This window comes from Alteriqipengyuania halimionae, assembly GCF_009827575.1.
GTDB classification, from domain to species: domain Bacteria; phylum Pseudomonadota; class Alphaproteobacteria; order Sphingomonadales; family Sphingomonadaceae; genus Alteriqipengyuania_A; species Alteriqipengyuania_A halimionae.
On sequence record NZ_WTYR01000001.1, the window covers coordinates 511865 to 528138 of the forward strand.

The following is a 16274-nucleotide window of genomic DNA, read 5'->3' on the forward strand; positions in this document are numbered from 1 at the left end:
ACCTTTTCCTGTCCGGACTTACTGTCCGGTGGCCTTCATGGCGTGAGCAAGAGAGTTGAGGCGGGTGCGGATCGAGCCGTCGATGCGCTTCGATCCGATGGTAACGACGAGCCCGCCGAGAAGGTCGGGGTCGATACGGGTTTTGAGTTTGACCGTGCGACCTTCGCGCGCGGTCAATTTTTTCTGCAGGTCGGCGATCTGCGAATCGCTCAGCGCGTGGGCGCTCGCGACTTCGGCGGATACCTCTCCGCGCTGGGCGGCCGCGATCGCGCGGAAGGCGCGAATGATCTCGGGCAGCTTCGACAGGCGGCGGTTTTCGGCCAGCGTGCCGAGGAAGTTCTGGGTCAGGTCCGAAATGCCCAGCAGCGGGCCGAGATTGCGCAAGGCAACCCCCGCCTGCTTGCGCGAGACCTTGGGATTGGTCGTCAACGCGGCGAATTCGGGCGACTGCTCGAGCGCGCCCTCGATCTTGTCGAGGTCGGTTTCGACAGCGGTCACAATGCCCGCTTCGGATGCCAGATCGAACAGCGCAGACGCATAACGCCCTGCCAGGCTGGCCTTGAGTGCGGCGGAAATCTCCACGCGGTATGGTCCTCTTTGGGGCCGGAAAATCAGTGCGACACCTTTGCCGAATCTCGGGCACGAGAAAGTACCCCGGCAAGGTTGGCGCGCGCCTAGCAACGATGCCGATTCTTTGCAAGGCGGCGCGGCGTTGTTCGCAATTTGAGAGTCAGAGCGTGCGGGTCATCCAGGTCAGGAGTGTGGTCGACAATCCGGCAAATCCTACTCCGACGAGCCACCATCGTTTGGCGAAGAACAGCAGGATGATAAAGATCAGGGGGATGAACTCGCCGCTCGCCATACCCCAGAATTCGCCGAAGCTCGACGTCCGCGCTGCCGAGACAGCTATCCAGTTCGCCGCGAGCGGCAGAAACACGAGCAGATAGAGTCCCCAAAGGTATCGCCGATTGTCCTGATAGTAAGCGGCAAGATCGACCCCGTCCTCGCCAATCTTGTCCGGCAGCGCAGCAGCCGCGAGGAGATTGAGGATCACCAAAATCCACATGAGCGGCATGAATGCCGCCAGGGAGATTGGCTCTTCGTCAGTTCGGTCGGCGACCATCCACCAGAAGGACGTGATGGTCATAAGTACGAACAGGGCGAACAGCGGCTGCGCCCAATGCCATTTCACCTGCTTCGAGCGAATGAGGCGGTTGAGATTCTCGAGCTCGAAAGCGACCGCCACGCCCAGCACGATCGAAATGAAAACGAGCGCCTGTTCCACCTGGTCAGCTCCCGGACTTGCGCTGACACCGATAGACCAGCCGTTCGTTCGGCCGATCGGGCAGGCGATCGATCACGCGGCCTTGCATGTCGCCCAGGCGGCTTGCGGCGTCGGGCGAGTTGCAGCTGGGCGGATCGTAGGATTGCCGCGTTTCGCGCAGGTCGCGCATGACAGTGCGAGAGAGCAGATAGCGCTCCATGCGGAATTCGCGCTTGTCGGGATCGAAGGTGTTGATCGAAACAGCGGCTTCGCCATTGGGCACGAACACGCGCGCCCAGCCTTCGGCACTGCGGCCATACTGGGTCTTGCCATTGACGCAGCCTTGCCCGGTCCACGCGAATTCGATTTCCTCGTCCGGGTCGCCGGTCACCCGGCTGCGACCTGTATCGAGCGCACATATCACACTGCCGTCGCCGATCGCCGGTAGCGAATCGTCTTCGAGCCCCGCTACGTCGTCGGATCCGGCGAGCCGCGCTTCCACCTCCGACGCGCCCGGCCGGGTGAGGAACAGATAGGCCGAGCCGGCTGTCGCGACGATCGCAACCCCGCCGATGACATAGGCGAGTGTGCGTCGATCCTCCTTCTGGCCAATTTGCCACGCTGCAGCTGCGCCGCCCGCAGCAAGAAGCAGGAGGACCGCGGCAAAAGCCATGGCGTTCTCGCGTTCCTCGGCGACGTCGGCTTCGATCCGGTCACGCTCCTGCTCGGCCTCGGCCTGACGGGTGGCCTGTTCGCGTTCGGCTTCTTCGCGTTCGGCCTGTTCACGCTCGGCTTCCTCGCGATCGAGATCGGCGAGGCTGCGGCAGGCACCCGCGGTGCTTGCCAGTGCGACATCGTTCTTGCGCAGGAAGGGGAGCAGCACGCGGTTCGAGATCGCGAAGTAGAATTCGCCTTCGCCGGTATCAGAGAGGGTGGAGGCGGAATTGACGCCGACCACCCGGCCACAATCGTCGAGCAGCGGACCGCCCGAATTGCCGCCCGCAATATCGGCCGAATGAAGGATCATGTCGGTGCCACGCACATTGCGCAGGCCCGAGATCGAGCCGCGCGAGCGGATTGGCGGCTGCGAGCGAATCACTTCGCGCGCGTTTGCGCTGAGGACCCGATCGACCACGCCGGGATAACCGACCGCGAACACGTCTTCTCCGTCGATGTCGAAATCGCTGAACAGGGTCAGCGCGGGCAGGCGGGTGCCGCCGGTCAATTCGATCAGTGCCAAATCGTTGCCCGGATCGATATCGATCAGCCGCGCGCCGAGACGCTCATCGCCTTCGGACGGGATGACCAGCACGGACACGTCGGAATAGCGGATCGCATCGCGCACCACGTGCGCATTGGTGACGATCATCGTGGGGGTTACCGCAAAGCCGGTGCCATGGCCGACAAAGCGGAGTTCGCCCTGCGGCGTTTCCGCTATCAGCGCGATCCGGACGACGCCGCGCGCGGCGGCATCGATATCGCCGGTGTCGGCCCGGGCCGGATGTGCCCCGACTGCGGCCAGCAAGGCCAGAAGTCCCATCAACAGGCGTGCGTATGCCGTCATCTCGATCGTCCCCTCACGATTCTCGCAACCCCGCCGTGCATCATCGACGATCGGCGGCGGTGGATCAACGGTCGAAGCCGCGATCGTCAGATTACGTCAGGAGGGGGCTCGCGACGACGGTTCAGGGCTTGATCGAGCAGCGATAGACCAGCCGTTCGTTGGGCCGCGCCGGAAGCAGGTCAAGGATCGTTTGCTGGTTCGATCCGAGTTCGAGCACCTTGTCCTCCCCCGCCTCGCATTTGGGCGCGGAGTATTTGCCCCGCGCCTCGCGTGCCTTCTCCATTGTGGAGAGCGGCAGCAAATAGCGTTCGGTGCGGAAGACGCCGGTCTCGGGATCGTAGCGATTGACGCTGACCGTATCCTCCTCGTTCGGCACCAGCACGCGCGCCCATTCGCCCTGGTCGGTGCGGGCATATTGGGTGCGTTCGGACACGCAGCCTTGCTCGGACCAGGCGAAGGCGAGGTCGCCGCCGTTGGAAACGGTGACCCGGCTGCGCTCGGCGTCGAGCGTGCAGATCAGATCGCCAGCGACCAGTGTTTCGCCCGGTGGTCCTTCGGCGGGCGCGCCTGCATTGTCTGACAGCAGCGCTTCGGCGCGCGCTTCGATGTCGGAAATTTCGGGGCGCGAAAACCAGGCGAGCAGGCTCCCGATCACGAGGAAGGCGGAAGCCGCTCCCGCGCCGATGGCATATTCGCGCTTGGCACCCGAAGCGATCAGCCAGGCGGTGCCGCCGACGCCGGCAAAGCCCAGCAGCAAGAGCAGCGCGGCGAGTGCCATGCCGTTCTCGCGCTCGTTCATCACTTCGAGCTGCGCGCGGCGTTCGGCGCGGATCATCGCGCGCATCCGTTCGCCTTCGGCAGTGCGGCGCGCAGCATCGCGCTGACGCTCGATCGCGGCGGCGCGTGCGGCTTCGCTGTCGTCGTAATCCTCGAGGCTGCGGCAGGCCGAGGAGGACAGGCGCGGCTTGATATCGGCCTCCCGCAGGAATTTGAGCACTTCGCGCACCGAGACGGCAAAGAAGAACTCGCTGTCCGATCCGTCCGACAGCGTGCCGAAACTGTTGACCCCGATCACGCGGCCGCAGGCATCGAGCAGCGGTCCGCCGCTATTGCCGCCGCCGATCGCAGCGGTGTGGAGGATCGTCTCGAACTTCTTGGCCGAACGCCCGCCCGATACGTTCCCGCGGGTCTTGACCGGGGTGATGGGTGAGATGAGGTCGCCGAAATCGAGGCCCTGCGCGATATCGACATTGGCAGGATAACCGACCGCGAAGACTTCCGCCCCGTCCGACACGGCGACAGGCGTGAAGGTCATCGGCACGAGCCGCCCCTTCTCGGTCAGCTTGAGGAGCGCCAGATCGGTGCGCGGGGCATAACGCAGCACGCGCGCGAAATAGCCGGTCTCGCCCTGGCTCGGGATCACGCCCAGCTTGAGGTCCGCATCCTGCGCCAGCGGTTCGACGACATGGGCGTTGGTAAGAATGATGTCGGGGGCGACGACGATGCCCGATCCATGGCCGACGACTTCGACCGTATCCCCGTCATCGGCGATCACCACCACCCGCACCACGCTGCGCGCGGCGGCGTTGATATCGGACTGGTCGGCATGCGCCGGGGCGCTCGGACACAGCACGGCAAAGACGAACGACAATGCGAGGAAGAAGCGGGTCATCGCGGCCTTGTCTATGGGGAGCGGGGTTTGACCGCAAGATGCGGGATGCACGCTGTCGGCGGCTGCGCTAGGCCGGGGGCATGGAATATGACGACGACACATGCTGGCAAGCCGTGCAACGGCGCGACCGCGCGTTCGATGGGCGGTTCGTCACCGGCGTGTTGTCGACCGGGATATATTGCCGCCCGAGCTGCGCCGCGCGCCATCCGGCGCGTATCAATGTGCGCTTTTTCGCCAACGGTGCCGCAGCGAGAGCGGCTGGCCTGCGGGCCTGCAAGCGCTGCCTGCCCGATGATGTGGGGCGCGACGAAGCGGCAGTGGCCACGGCGATCGAGGCGATCCAATCGGGCGAGGGCAGGTCGACGCTCGACGAGCTGGCTGCGTTGACCGGATATTCCGCCAGCCATTTCCAGCGCGTCTTCAAGCGCGCCACCGGTCTGTCGCCGGCAGCTTACGCCCGGGCCTTGCGCGAAGAGCGGGCGCGCGATGCGCTCTCGGGCGGGGGCAGTGTGACCGACGCGATCTATGCGGCGGGCTATGAAGCGCCGTCGCGGTTCTACGACGATATGAAAGGGCAAGGCATGGCGCCATCGGCATGGGCGAAGGGCGGCGAGGGGACCGTGATCCACTACGCAACGGTCGGGACGACATTGGGGCCGATGCTCGTCGCCGCGACCGGGAAAGGCGTGTGCCGCCTGAGCTTCGGCGAGGGGCGCGAGGCGCTCGAAGAGCGTTTCCCCAAGGCCGATCTGGTCGAAGGCGGAGACGAATTCGGCGCGCTGCTCCAGCAGGTGATCGACGCGGTCGAACGTCCTGGAACGGGCGCGGACATTCCGCTCGACGTGCAGGGGACCGCGTTCCAGCAGCGCTGCTGGCAGGCGCTGCGCGAAATCCCGCCGGGCGAAACCCACAGTTATGCCCAGATCGCGGCGGCTGCGGGCAATCCCAAGGCCACGCGTGCGGCAGGCAGCGCCAACGGAGCGAACAATGTTGCGGTGCTGATCCCCTGCCACCGCGTGGTGCGCAGCGACGGCAGCATCGGCGGCTATGCCTACGGCACCGCGATCAAGAAAGAGCTGCTGCGCCGCGAGGCGGAGGGCTAGCCCGAGCGCGTCTCGATCGTCGCGTGTTCGATATGGAAGCTGTCATGCAGCAGTTTCCGTGCCTGCCGCTTCACCGCTTCCGGGTCGGCACCCGGCGCGATTTCCATCTCCATGGTCACCATCGGCCTTTCCTGCGTCACCGACCAGGCGTGGATGTGATCGACTTCGCTCACGCCATCGAGTTCGGCCAATTGCCGGGCGACATCGCGCCGATCGAACCCGGGTGGCGCGCCCTCCAGCAGGATATGCCCGCTTTCGGCAACGACCGACCACGCCGATTTGAGGATGATGAGCGCGACCAGCACCGACAGGATCGGGTCGATCGGCATCCAGCCGGTAAAGATGATGACGAGCGAAGCAACGATGGCAGCAATCGAACCGAGCAGGTCCCCCGCCACATGCAACGCGGCGGCGCGCACGTTCAGATTGTCGCTCTCTCCGCGGGTCAGGACGATGAAGGCGACGATATTGACCACCAGTCCGCCGACCGCGACCCACAGCATGAGGTCACCCATCACCTCGTTCTGATCGGCCAGCCGGTGGAACGCCTCGTAAACGATCCATCCGGCAATCACGAACAGCGAGAGGCCGTTGAGAAAAGCGGCGAGAACGGAAAAGCGGTCAAAGCCATAGGTGCGCTTCCAGTCCGCCGGGCGGCGCGCGATGCGGAAGGCGAGCCACGCCATGACCAGCGACGCAAAGTCGGTGAGCATGTGCCCGGCATCGGCGATCAGCGCGAGCGAACCCGACACGATGCCGCCGAACACTTCGGCGATCATGAACGTGCCGGTCAGCGCCGCGGCGATCGCGATCTTGCGCTCGTTCTTCGGCACGTGCGAGTGCCCATGTCCGTGGGAATGCCCGTTTCCGTGGGAATGATCGTGCGTCGACGCGGCCAATGTGTCCTCCGGTTCTCGGCAGCCCGTCATACGCGAAAAGCCGGCGATCGCCACCCGCTTCGCGCGGATTGCCATCGCCGGCTCTCATCGGTCACCGGACGGTGGAGACCGATCAGTAAATCCGGAAAGACACGATCTTGCGATCGCTCCGATAAGTGCAGTCGAATTCGTCGCTGCGCGTGTCGCGGGTTTCGATCCGGCCGCGCACATCGACATAATCGCGGTCGCGCTGGCGAACATCGGTGACGTTCACGCGGCCATATTGCGATGCCTCGCGCGAACAGACGGCAGCGGCGTCCCGCTCGAACGGGCTGGCGTCGCGATTGTAGCCATCGTTACCCAACGGATCGAGCAATCCGCCGAGCGCTCCGCAACCGCTGAGGATGACGGAACCGGCGATGGCGGCGGGCAGGAACTTCATGTGCATTGCGACTCTCCCTTGGTGATTTGGCTATCAGGGTCGTTGCGTTGCAAACGGACGCAAAATCAAATGGTTCCGCCCACCGTCTCGCATCAGCGCGTCAGGGCTTGCCGATGAAGATCGACTTCACATTGGCGAATTCCTTGATCCCGAAGCCGCCATGTTCGCGCCCGTAGCCCGAATTCTTCACCCCGCCGAAGGGCATGGCCGGATCGGCAACACCATAGACGTTGATGAAGATCATGCCGGTATCGAAATGGTTCTTCGCCAATTCGATCGCGCGTTCGGTGTCGCTGCACAGGATACCACCGCCGAGGCCATAGCGGCTGTCATTGGCGATGCGCATCGCGTCTTCATCATCCTTGGCGCGGATGACGCTGGCGACGGGACCGAACAATTCGTCGTCATAGGCCGGCTGGCCGGGTTCGACGTCGGTCAGGACGGTCGCCGGATAGAACGCACCGGGGCCATCGGGGATCTTGCCGCCGCAGGCGATCTTGGCGCCCTTGGAAACGGATTTTTCGACCTGTTCGTGAAGGTCCTTGCGCCCCGAAACCGACGACATCGGTCCCATATCGGTGTTCTCGTCGGTCGGATCGCCGGTCTCGACGGCATCGAAACGCCCGACGAACTTCTCGACGAAGGCTTCATAGACCTTGTCGGTCACGATGAAGCGCTTGCCGTTGATGCAGGTTTGGCCGTTATTGTAGAGCCGCGCCTGCGAGCAGACCTTGGTCGCGACGTCGAGATCGGCGTCCTCGAGCACGAGATATGCGTCGTTCGAGCCAAGCTCGAGCACGGTTTTCTTGATCGCCTTGGCGGCCTTTTGCCCCACATGGCGACCGGCATCGTCCGACCCTGTCAGCGTGACGCCGCGCACCTTGTCGTGGGCGATGATCTGGTCAGACGTATCGTGATCGATCACCAGCACGGTGAAGAGATTTTCGGGCAGGCCGGCTTCGCGGAAGATCTTTTCGATCATCAGGCCGCTGCCGACGCAGATCGAGGCGTGCTTCAGCAGCACGCCATTGCCCACCATCAGGCTGGCGATGGCATAGCGGATGACCTGGTAGGCGGGGAAATTCCACGGCTGGATGCCGTAGACCACGCCGATCGGCGAATAGGTGACGATGCCGCGATCGGCATTGCTCGGATCGCGCTGTTCGTCGGCCAGTTCCTTGGGGCCGTTGGCGGCGGTGTAGTCGCAGATCCCGGCACACAGCTCGACTTCGTCGCGGCTGTCGCCGATCAGCTTGCCGACTTCGCGCGTCATCAACTGGGCGAGGTCTTCCTTGTTGTCGCGCAGGCCCTTGCCCAGCGCCTTGATCACTTCGGCGCGATCTTCGAGCGAGCGCAGCTTCCACTGGGTGAAGGCTTCGTGGCAGGCATCGACCTTGGCAAAGGCTTCGTCCTTGGAAAGCTCATTATAAGTTTCGATGTCTTCGCCGGTGGCGGGATTGAAGGTGGTGATGGTGTTCATTCTGCTTCTTTCATTAAGAGGTTGCACCTTCCAAGCTGTCGGTGATGCGTCTCGTTCCCAAAATGGTGCCCGGCGCGCCAAGACGACATTATTGCATTTGCGAAGCATTCGCACTAGATGGTGCCAATGACCAAAAGACCTTCTGCGCGAACACTTACCGTTATCGAATCCAGACAACTGACGCCGTCGATGCGTCGCGTCACGCTCGGAGGTCCCGGCCTCGCCGGATTTCCGCCCGATCAAACGGGCGGATACGTGAAACTGTATCTTGGGATCGCCGCGAGCGGAAAGCCGACGGTCCGGACCTATACGATCCGCAACCAGCGCCCCGATGCGATCGAGCTCGACTTCGCCCTTCACGGGGGAAGCGCTGCGGGACCGGCCACGCGCTGGGCGCTGGCGGCGCGGCCAGGCGACACGATCGAGGTCGGTGGTCCGGGGGCTGCCAAGCCCCTGCCGGGCGGTCACGACTTTTACCTGGTGGCTGGCGACATGACAGCGCTGCCCGCGATCGGGGCCAATCTCGAAAGGCTCAAAGACGATGCGCGCGGGCTGGTCGCCATCGAAGTGCAGGTTGAGGCGGACAGGGTAGCGCTCGCTTCGCCGCCGGGCATGACAATCTGCTGGCTGGTCAATCCCGAACCCGGCAAGCGGCCGGAGTTGCTGGCGGATGCCCTGAGGGCAGCCGATCTTCCCTCGGGACGGATCGCCGGATGGGCAGCAGCGGAATTCGGTGCCATGCGGAGCTTGCGAGCCTTGCTGCGAGACGAGTTGAAGCTCCCGAACGGGTCACTCTACGTCTCCAGCTATTGGAAACACGGGCTAATCGAGGACGAGCACAAGCTGGCCAAGCGGGAAGACTCCGACAGGCAGGCGGCCTAGCCGCGCGCCCAGCCACTTGCGGCCGGTTCCAGCGTGTCGAGAAAGGCCTCGGCACTATCGAGATATTCCTGCTGGCGCTCCTCGCCCATGCGATCCCAGTTCTGGTAGATCCGGCCGATGCGGTGATTGCTTGCCAGCCGGTCGCGGTGGCGGTGCATGAAGTGCCAGTAGAGCGGGTTGAACGGGCAGGCCCCTTCGCCGGTTTTCTTGCTCACCGAGTAACGGCATTCCTTGCAGTAATTCGACATCTTGTTGATGTAGTTTCCGCTAGCGGCATAAGGCTTGGAGGCGAGGGCACCGCCATCGGCGTAGAGGATCATGGCCGCCACATTGGGCAGTTCGACCCATTCATAGGCATCGGCGTAGACCACCAGATACCAATCCTGCACCTCGCGTGGGGAGATGCCCGCCAATAGCGCGAAATTGCCGAGCACCATCAGCCGCTGGATATGGTGCGCATGGGCGTTGTCGCGGGTCGAGCGGATGCAATCGGCTAGGCAGCGCATGTCGGTCTCGCCGGTCCAGTAGAATTCCGGCAGGCCGCGCTGGGCGTTGAGCGCATTGGCCTTCTGCAGATGCGGCATCCGGTTGAAATAGAAGCCGCGCACATATTCGCGCCATCCGATGATCTGTCGGATGAAGCCCTCGACCGAATTGAGCGGGGCCTTCCCGTCGCGATAGGCTTTCTCTGCGCGTTTGCAGAGCTCGAGCGGATCGAGCAGGCCGAGATTGATGCTGGTCGAAAGCATCGAGTGGAACAAATCGTCCTGCCCGTGGACCATCGCGTCCTGATAGGGGCCGAAACGCTCGATCCGCTCGGCAAAGAAAGCGTCGGCGGCTTGCTCCGCCTGATCGCGGGTGACCGGCCAGCCGAAATGGTCGAGCGAGCCGAAATGGTCGGCGAAACGATCCTCGACCAGGTCGAGGCAGGCCTGCGTGATCTCGTCCGGCTCGAATGTCGGACGCTGCGGGGCCGACAGTCCGTCCTTGGGCGGTTTGCGGTTCTCGCTGTCGTAGTTCCACTCGCCGCCTTCGGGCTTGTCGCCGTCCATCAGCAGCCCGGTCTTGCGGCGCATCTCGCGGTAGAAATATTCCATCCGCAAGCTCTCGCGATCCTCGGCCCAATCGTCGAACTCGGCCTGCGAGCAGATGAAGCGGTCGTCGCGCAGGATCTCGATCTCGCAGGCGAATTTGTCGGCCCACTGGTCCATATCCTCGCGCACGCGCCATTCGCCGGCCTCGACCACGCTGACGAGGCGGGGCGCATGATCCTCGATCGCGCGGGCGAGTTCGCCGGTAAAGCTGCCGGCATTGTCCTCATCGTCCATCCTGACATAGTCCACTGTCCATCCGGCATCGCGCAGCTCGGCTGCGAAGTGACGCATGGCGGAAAAGATCAGGACGATCTTCTGCTTGTGGTGCCGGACGTACGTCGCCTCGTCCCACACCTCCATCATCAACACCACGGTGTCATCTTTGGAGCGTCCCCGAAGCGACGCGAGATCGCGCGTCAGCTGATCGCCGAGGACGGGAACGAGAACGGGGCCGACGCTGTCACTTGCCATGCAAGCTCCAACGCGGCCCCGCCCGATTGGTTCAGCCGAGACTCCGCTCGGTCGTGATTCGTCAGTCGTCCTTCGGCTTCAACGAGGGTGCAAGTTCATCGATCAGCGGCTGTCGATTGCCTTCCGACGTGCTCTCGATCAGGTCGCGGATCTTCTCGGCGTATTTGCCACCATGAGGCTGATAGATCACCGGGGCGAGAACGTTCATTGCGCTCGCGTCGCGGTTTTCCAGCAGCAGGAGATGAGCCAGGAGAATGCGGATGTTCTGATCGAATGGCGCATAACTATAGGCCGTTTCAAGCGCGATCAGCGCGTCCTCGGGCGGTTCCTCGCCGGACAGGCGGTAGGTCAGGTAATATCCCGCCAGCGCGTTCGGCTCGTGCGGCTCGATGTTGTTGGCATTGAGAAATTCTTCGCGAGCCGTGGTCAGCCAGTTCGGATCCTCCTCGGCATACTTCATCGCGATCTTGGCGAGATACAGATGCGCGTCGAGTGCCTGATCCGTATCCAGCAGCTTGCGAGCGATGTCTCCGGCCTCGTTGTAATTGCCGGCGTCGAACTCTGCCTCGAGCGCGGTGCGCATCACGGCGACGCTGTCGGGATACCGCTGTTCGAGTTCCTGCGTCTCGCCGAGGACCTTTTTGGCGGTCTTCGGGGTGACCCCAGCCACGGAGCGGATAAACGGCTTCATTCGTGCGACTTCGTCGGCCTTAAGGGCGCGCAACTCGACTTGCGGATCGAAAGAGTCACTGAACTCGGCGCTCATCCCACGCGCTCGCTCGTTGCGATATTTGTTCAGTTCACGCTCGAGCTGCTTCAGATCGCCAAAGGCATCTTCAGCGGCCTCGCGCGTCTTCATTCCCTGATTGATCGACGTCAGGAATTTGGCGAGTTGCCCCGCGCGCTCCGGAGCGAAGGTCAGATAACTCGAAAGCAGCCATCCATGGGCGTAATACGGGTAACGGATCGAGCGGGCGGTACGATCGTCCTTGAGGAAGATCTCGTCCAGATCGACATCGACATAAGCCAGCGATGCCATGCGATGCTCGGGAGGATCGCCAACGGCAAAGCCGTTTTCGGTCAGGCGCATCGTGCCGAACAGTTCGGCCAGGCCTTCGATATACCACGGCGGATAGGCGGCCGGTTTGTGCTGGAACATGAAATAGTGCGAATATTCGTGGAACAGCACCTTCTGGGGGTCGATCTGGTAATCGTAGAATTCGTACCCTTCGCGCGTACCGATGCCGCGCGAGCGGCGCTTCTTCGTGTCGGCCTTCAGCGGCACGAAAGCGACCGAATTGCCCGCACGCGGGATGAAGAAACCGGCGACGCCGTTCTGCCCGGCCAGTTCACCGATATCCTTGGTTTCGCCGAACTGAAAAAGCGTGGGCTTGGCAACTTGCGAGATGGCCCCGGTATCAAGCGGCACGCCTGTGAACAGCCGCATGGCCTGGTCCAGCCGCTCGAGCTTTACCGCCATGTCCCTTGCCGCTTCGGCACCACCTTCCGAATACACCCGGAAGTGATCGCTCTCGGCGTAATACCAGTCCTGCGCTGCTGCAGGCAGCGAAATGACAGCCGCTAATGCGGCAAAAATAGATGCGATGAAGCGCATGAAATCCCCACTTGAAGTACCCGATTCGTGAAGGGACGGCTTGTCCGACTCCACGATTCCCTGATCGAAGAGGTATGACAGTTTCGAGACGTGGTCAAACGAAGCTGTAGGGATCGATATCCACCCCGATACGGATGCCGCTGGCGAAATCGAACTGGCCCAGCCATTCGCGGATCACATCCTGGAGTTTGGCGCTGCGCCGCGCGTTGATGAGGAAGCGATAGCGATAGCGTCCGCGCAATAAAGAGAGCGGCGCGGGGGCGGGGCCGAACACCGCGATGTCCGGATGATCGGGGCGAATGCCGCCGATCGCGCGGGCCGCGTCGCGGGCTTCGGCTTCGTCTTCGCTCGAGACGATGATTGCGGCCCAGCGGCCGAAGGGCGGGGCACCGGCGTCGCGGCGCGCCTCGGTCTCGGCTTCGTAGAAGGCATCGCGATCGTTCTCTGCCAGCGCTTCGATCACCGGCGCATCCGGGTGGCGGGTCTGGATCAGCACTTCGCCCGGCTTGGCCGCGCGGCCCGCGCGGCCCGCTACCTGTGCGACCTGCTGGAAGGTGCGCTCGGCCGCGCGTAGATCGCCGCCCTCTAGGCCCAGATCGGCGTCGATCACGCCCACCAGCGTCAGTTCGGGGAAGTGGTATCCCTTCGTCACCAATTGCGTGCCGACGATAATGTCGATCGCCCCGCCTTCGGCCCCGGCGACGAATTCGGCGATCTTTTCCGGACTGGTGAGCGTGTCCGACGTCACCAGCGCGGTGCGCGCATCGGGGAACAGTTCGGCGACCTCGTCGGCGATCCGCTCGACCCCCGGTCCGCAGGCGACAAGGCAATCGGGCTCGCCGCATTCGGGGCAGGCGGCGGGCGGCGGCACTTCGTGCCCGCAATGGTGGCAGGCGAGCCGCTGCGAGAGGCGATGCTCGACCAGCCAGGCCGAGCAATTGGGGCACTGGAAGCGATAGCCGCAATGGCGGCACAGCGTCAGCGGCGCATAGCCGCGGCGGTTGAGGAACAGCAGCGACTGCTCGCCGCGGTCCAGCCGTTCGGCCAGTTTCTCGACCAGGGGCGGCGCGATCCAGCGTCCGCGTTCGGGCGGCGTTTCGCGCAGATCGAGCACCGCGATATCGGGCAGCGTGGCCCCGCCGAAGCGGCTGGGCAGGTCGAGCTTCTCATAGGTTCCGTTGGCGGCGAGCTGCATCGATTCGAGCGCCGGGGTCGCGCTGGCCAGCACCACCGGCGCCCCTTCCAGCTGCGCGCGGATCACGGCGACGTCGCGGGCATTGTAGCGCACCCCGTCTTCCTGCTTGAACGAGGTCTCGTGCGCCTCGTCGACCACGATCAGGCCGAGATTGCGGAACGGGAGGAACAGCGAGGAGCGCGCGCCGACGACCACTTGCGCGCCGCCATCGGCCACCGCGCGCCAGGCACGGCGACGCTCGGTCGATTTGCGCGAGGAATGCCACAGCACCGGCTTGGCCCCGAAACGATCCTCGAACCGCCGTAGGAAATTCTCGGTCAGCGCGATTTCGGGCAGCAGGACGAGCACCTGCTTGTCGAGCCGGATCGCCTCGGCCACCGCTTCGAAATAGGTTTCGGTCTTGCCCGATCCGGTCACCCCGTCGAGCAGCAGCGGCGCGAACGCCCCTTCGCGCACCAGCTCGATCATCCGCTGCGACGCGCCGCGCTGGTCGTCGCTGAGCGTCGGAACGTCGAAATCCGGATCTGCGGAGCGATAGGGGCGATCGATATCGACCTCGACCGGCTCGATCAGGCCGGCGCCCACCATCCCGCGCAACACGCCTTCGGACACTTCGGCGATCTCGGCGAGTTCGCGGATCGTCGCCTGTTCGCCATCGAGCCGTTCGAGCGCTTTCTTGCGCTGCGGAGTGAGGCGGGGCGGCTTTGCGCCATCGACCAGCCGGTATTCGGTCATCGTGCGCGGGCCTGCCAGCGCGCCCCCGCTCGACAGCACCATCCGCGCGACCGCGCTCATCGGCGCCACGTAGTAATCGGCGACCCATTCGACGAGCCGCCGCAGCGGTGCGGATAGCGGCGGGACGGGCACCACCCCCAGGATCGGCCGCAGCTTTTCGACCGGAACGCCCTTGGCAAAGAGGCGTTCTTCTTCCCAAACCACGCCGATGATGCGACGGGGGCCCAGCGGCACTTCCACCACCGCGCCCGGTTCCACCCGCATTCCCTCGCGCACCGAGTAATCGAGCGCGCCGAGAGCGGCATTGAAGACGAGGACACGGACGCGGTTCATGTTCGTGCAGATATATTGGTCGCAATAGCCGGAACGCCAGTCTCGCGGTCCGGAATTCGGGGAGAAGACAAATGGAACAGAGCCTCAGCGTGCCGATCGGCCGCCGCAATTTCATGCGCAACACGCTGGTCGGGGGCGCGGGCCTCGGCGCGATGACAGTGCTGTCCGGCTGTCAGAGCTTCGGCGGTTTCGGCCTCGTCGATGCGATCCAGCGGATACTCTACCTGTCGAGCGAGCGCGCCTTTGCGCAGCTGCTCTCCGATGACGGGTTCTGGAACAGCCAGGTGGCCCGGCTCGATCTGCCCGATGTGATCGGCTCGCGCGGCGATGTGCTTTCGGGCATCCTTACCTCGGTCGTGTTCAAGGATCGCCTGCAGCGCGCGTTCAACGATCTTGCCTATGACGGGGCCGAGCGCGCCGCGCCGCTGGTCACCGAAGCGGTCCGCACGATCGGCATCCGCAATGCTGCCGATCTCATCAATGGCGGGCCGAACGCGGCGACCGGTTTCCTGCGCGGCCAAATGGGCATGAGCCTGATCGATGCAATGATCCCGGCGCTGGGCGATGCTTTGCGGGTAACGAGCGATCCGCTGGTCGGCCGGGCGCTCAACGCGCTGACGGGTGTCGATGTGGCGCAGATCGCACAAGGCTTCTCGCGCGAAGTCGACGATGCGATCTGGCGCCAGATGGGCTTCGAGGAAGCCGAGATCCGCCGCGATCCATATGCCACCCGCGATCCGTTGATCATCGGCGTGCTCGGCACGCGTTAAATTCTCCGGACGGAACGGAGGTTGGTTGCGGGGACGCGTGTCCTCTCGCCCTTGGATGCGCGCGTCACCCTCCCTATAGCCGTCGCGACTCATTCCCCCTGCCGGAGCGCCTTTAATGAAGTTCTTTGCCGACACCGCCGATACCGATGCCATTCGCGAACTCGCCGCGACGGGGCTGCTCGATGGCGTGACCACCAATCCCTCGCTGATTGCCAAGGAAGGCAAGGACTTCATCGAGGTGACGAAGGAAATCTGCGGGCTGACCGATGGCCCCGTCAGCGCCGAAGTCGTCGCGCTCGATCACGAGACGATGATGAAGGAAGCCGAAAAGCTTCGCAAAATTGCCGACAATGTCTGCATCAAGGTGCCGCTGACGGTCGATGGCCTCAAGACCTGCAAGGCGCTCACCGACGATGGCACGATGGTCAACGTCACGCTGTGCTTCTCGGCCAATCAGGCGCTGCTCGCGGCCAAGGCGGGCGCGACCTTCGTGTCGCCCTTCGTCGGCCGTCACGACGACAATGGCTCCAACGGCATGGAGCTGATCCGCGACATCCGCACGATCTACGACAATTACGCCTTCGAAACCGAAATCCTCGTCGCCAGCGTGCGCCACGCCACCCATGTGCTCGAAAGCGCGCTGATCGGGGCCGACGTGATGACCGCGCCGCCCAAGGTCATCCTTGGCCTGTTCAACCACGTGCTGACAGACAAGGGCATCGAGGGTTTCCTCAAGGACTGGAAGGCCACCGGCCAATCGATCCTGTAATTGCGCG

The 16274-nt window shown here is 63.9% G+C and carries 14 protein-coding genes; 4 read left to right on the forward strand and 10 right to left on the reverse strand.

The features are described from left to right. Positions 1 to 18: 18 nt before the first annotated feature. The 4 genes from GRI68_RS02525 to GRI68_RS02540 form a co-directional block, all read right to left on the reverse strand. Positions 19 to 582 carry a F0F1 ATP synthase subunit delta gene (locus tag GRI68_RS02525; RefSeq protein WP_160615596.1) on the reverse strand — a complete coding sequence of 188 codons (564 nt, stop codon included), beginning with the start codon at positions 580 to 582 and terminating at the stop codon, positions 19 to 21. Between the two features lie 148 nt (positions 583 to 730). Beyond that, positions 731 to 1285, reverse strand: a complete 555-nt coding sequence (locus GRI68_RS02530) for a hypothetical protein (protein ID WP_160615598.1) — start codon at positions 1283 to 1285, stop codon at positions 731 to 733. Between the two features lie 4 nt (positions 1286 to 1289). Beyond that, positions 1290 to 2828, reverse strand: a complete 1539-nt coding sequence (locus GRI68_RS02535) for a S1 family peptidase (protein WP_160615600.1) — start codon at positions 2826 to 2828, stop codon at positions 1290 to 1292. A 121-nt stretch (positions 2829 to 2949) separates the two neighbouring features. Further along, a complete protein-coding gene (locus tag GRI68_RS02540; protein WP_160615602.1) occupies positions 2950 to 4500 on the reverse strand; it encodes a S1C family serine protease in 1551 nt (516 codons plus the stop codon). An 80-nt stretch (positions 4501 to 4580) separates the two neighbouring features. On the opposite strand from GRI68_RS02540, the gene GRI68_RS02545 reads away from it, so the two are divergent. Continuing rightward, a complete protein-coding gene (locus tag GRI68_RS02545; RefSeq protein ID WP_160615604.1) occupies positions 4581 to 5603 on the forward strand; it encodes a bifunctional transcriptional activator/DNA repair enzyme AdaA in 1023 nt (340 codons plus the stop codon). Here GRI68_RS02545 and GRI68_RS02550 read toward each other — a convergent pair. The 3 genes from GRI68_RS02550 to GRI68_RS02560 form a co-directional block, all read right to left on the reverse strand. After that, the gene (locus tag GRI68_RS02550) at positions 5600 to 6436 is read right to left on the reverse strand and encodes a cation diffusion facilitator family transporter (RefSeq protein ID WP_325063746.1); all 837 of its coding nucleotides are present in this window, start codon (positions 6434 to 6436) and stop codon (positions 5600 to 5602) included. The genes GRI68_RS02545 and GRI68_RS02550 overlap by 4 nt on opposite strands. A 178-nt stretch (positions 6437 to 6614) precedes the next feature. Then, positions 6615 to 6929 (reverse strand): hypothetical protein, encoded by a 315-nt coding sequence (locus tag GRI68_RS02555; protein WP_160615606.1) that lies wholly within the window; start codon positions 6927 to 6929, stop codon positions 6615 to 6617. Between the two features lie 94 nt (positions 6930 to 7023). Then, the gene (locus GRI68_RS02560; RefSeq protein WP_160615608.1) at positions 7024 to 8403 is read right to left on the reverse strand and encodes an NAD-dependent succinate-semialdehyde dehydrogenase; all 1380 of its coding nucleotides are present in this window, start codon (positions 8401 to 8403) and stop codon (positions 7024 to 7026) included. 126 nt (positions 8404 to 8529) lie between these two features. Between GRI68_RS02560 and GRI68_RS02565 the strand changes: the two genes are divergently transcribed. Next, positions 8530 to 9285, forward strand: a complete 756-nt coding sequence (locus tag GRI68_RS02565; RefSeq protein ID WP_160615610.1) for a siderophore-interacting protein — start codon at positions 8530 to 8532, stop codon at positions 9283 to 9285. Here GRI68_RS02565 and GRI68_RS02570 read toward each other — a convergent pair. The 3 genes from GRI68_RS02570 to GRI68_RS02580 all read right to left on the reverse strand — a co-directional run bounded on the left by GRI68_RS02570 (position 9282) and on the right by GRI68_RS02580 (position 14728). Beyond that, on the reverse strand, positions 9282 to 10850 hold the full coding sequence (locus GRI68_RS02570) for a cryptochrome/photolyase family protein (RefSeq protein ID WP_160615612.1): 1569 nt from the start codon (positions 10848 to 10850) through the stop codon (positions 9282 to 9284). The two genes, GRI68_RS02565 and GRI68_RS02570, sit on opposite strands and share 4 nt — an antisense overlap. A 61-nt stretch (positions 10851 to 10911) precedes the next feature. Then, positions 10912 to 12465: a hypothetical protein gene (locus GRI68_RS02575; RefSeq protein ID WP_160615614.1), complete on the reverse strand. Its 1554-nt coding sequence runs from the start codon at positions 12463 to 12465 to the stop codon at positions 10912 to 10914. Positions 12466 to 12559: 94 nt separating this feature from the next. After that, positions 12560 to 14728 carry a primosomal protein N' gene (locus GRI68_RS02580; protein WP_160615616.1) on the reverse strand — a complete coding sequence of 723 codons (2169 nt, stop codon included), beginning with the start codon at positions 14726 to 14728 and terminating at the stop codon, positions 12560 to 12562. Positions 14729 to 14799: 71 nt separating this feature from the next. Here GRI68_RS02580 and GRI68_RS02585 point away from each other — a divergent pair, with 71 nt between their 5' ends. Next, positions 14800 to 15498 carry a DUF4197 domain-containing protein gene (locus GRI68_RS02585; protein WP_160615618.1) on the forward strand — a complete coding sequence of 233 codons (699 nt, stop codon included), beginning with the start codon at positions 14800 to 14802 and terminating at the stop codon, positions 15496 to 15498. Positions 15499 to 15613: 115 nt separating this feature from the next. Next, on the forward strand, positions 15614 to 16267 hold the full coding sequence (gene fsa, locus GRI68_RS02590) for a fructose-6-phosphate aldolase (RefSeq protein WP_160615620.1): 654 nt from the start codon (positions 15614 to 15616) through the stop codon (positions 16265 to 16267). The last annotated feature ends 7 nt before the right edge of the window (positions 16268 to 16274 follow it).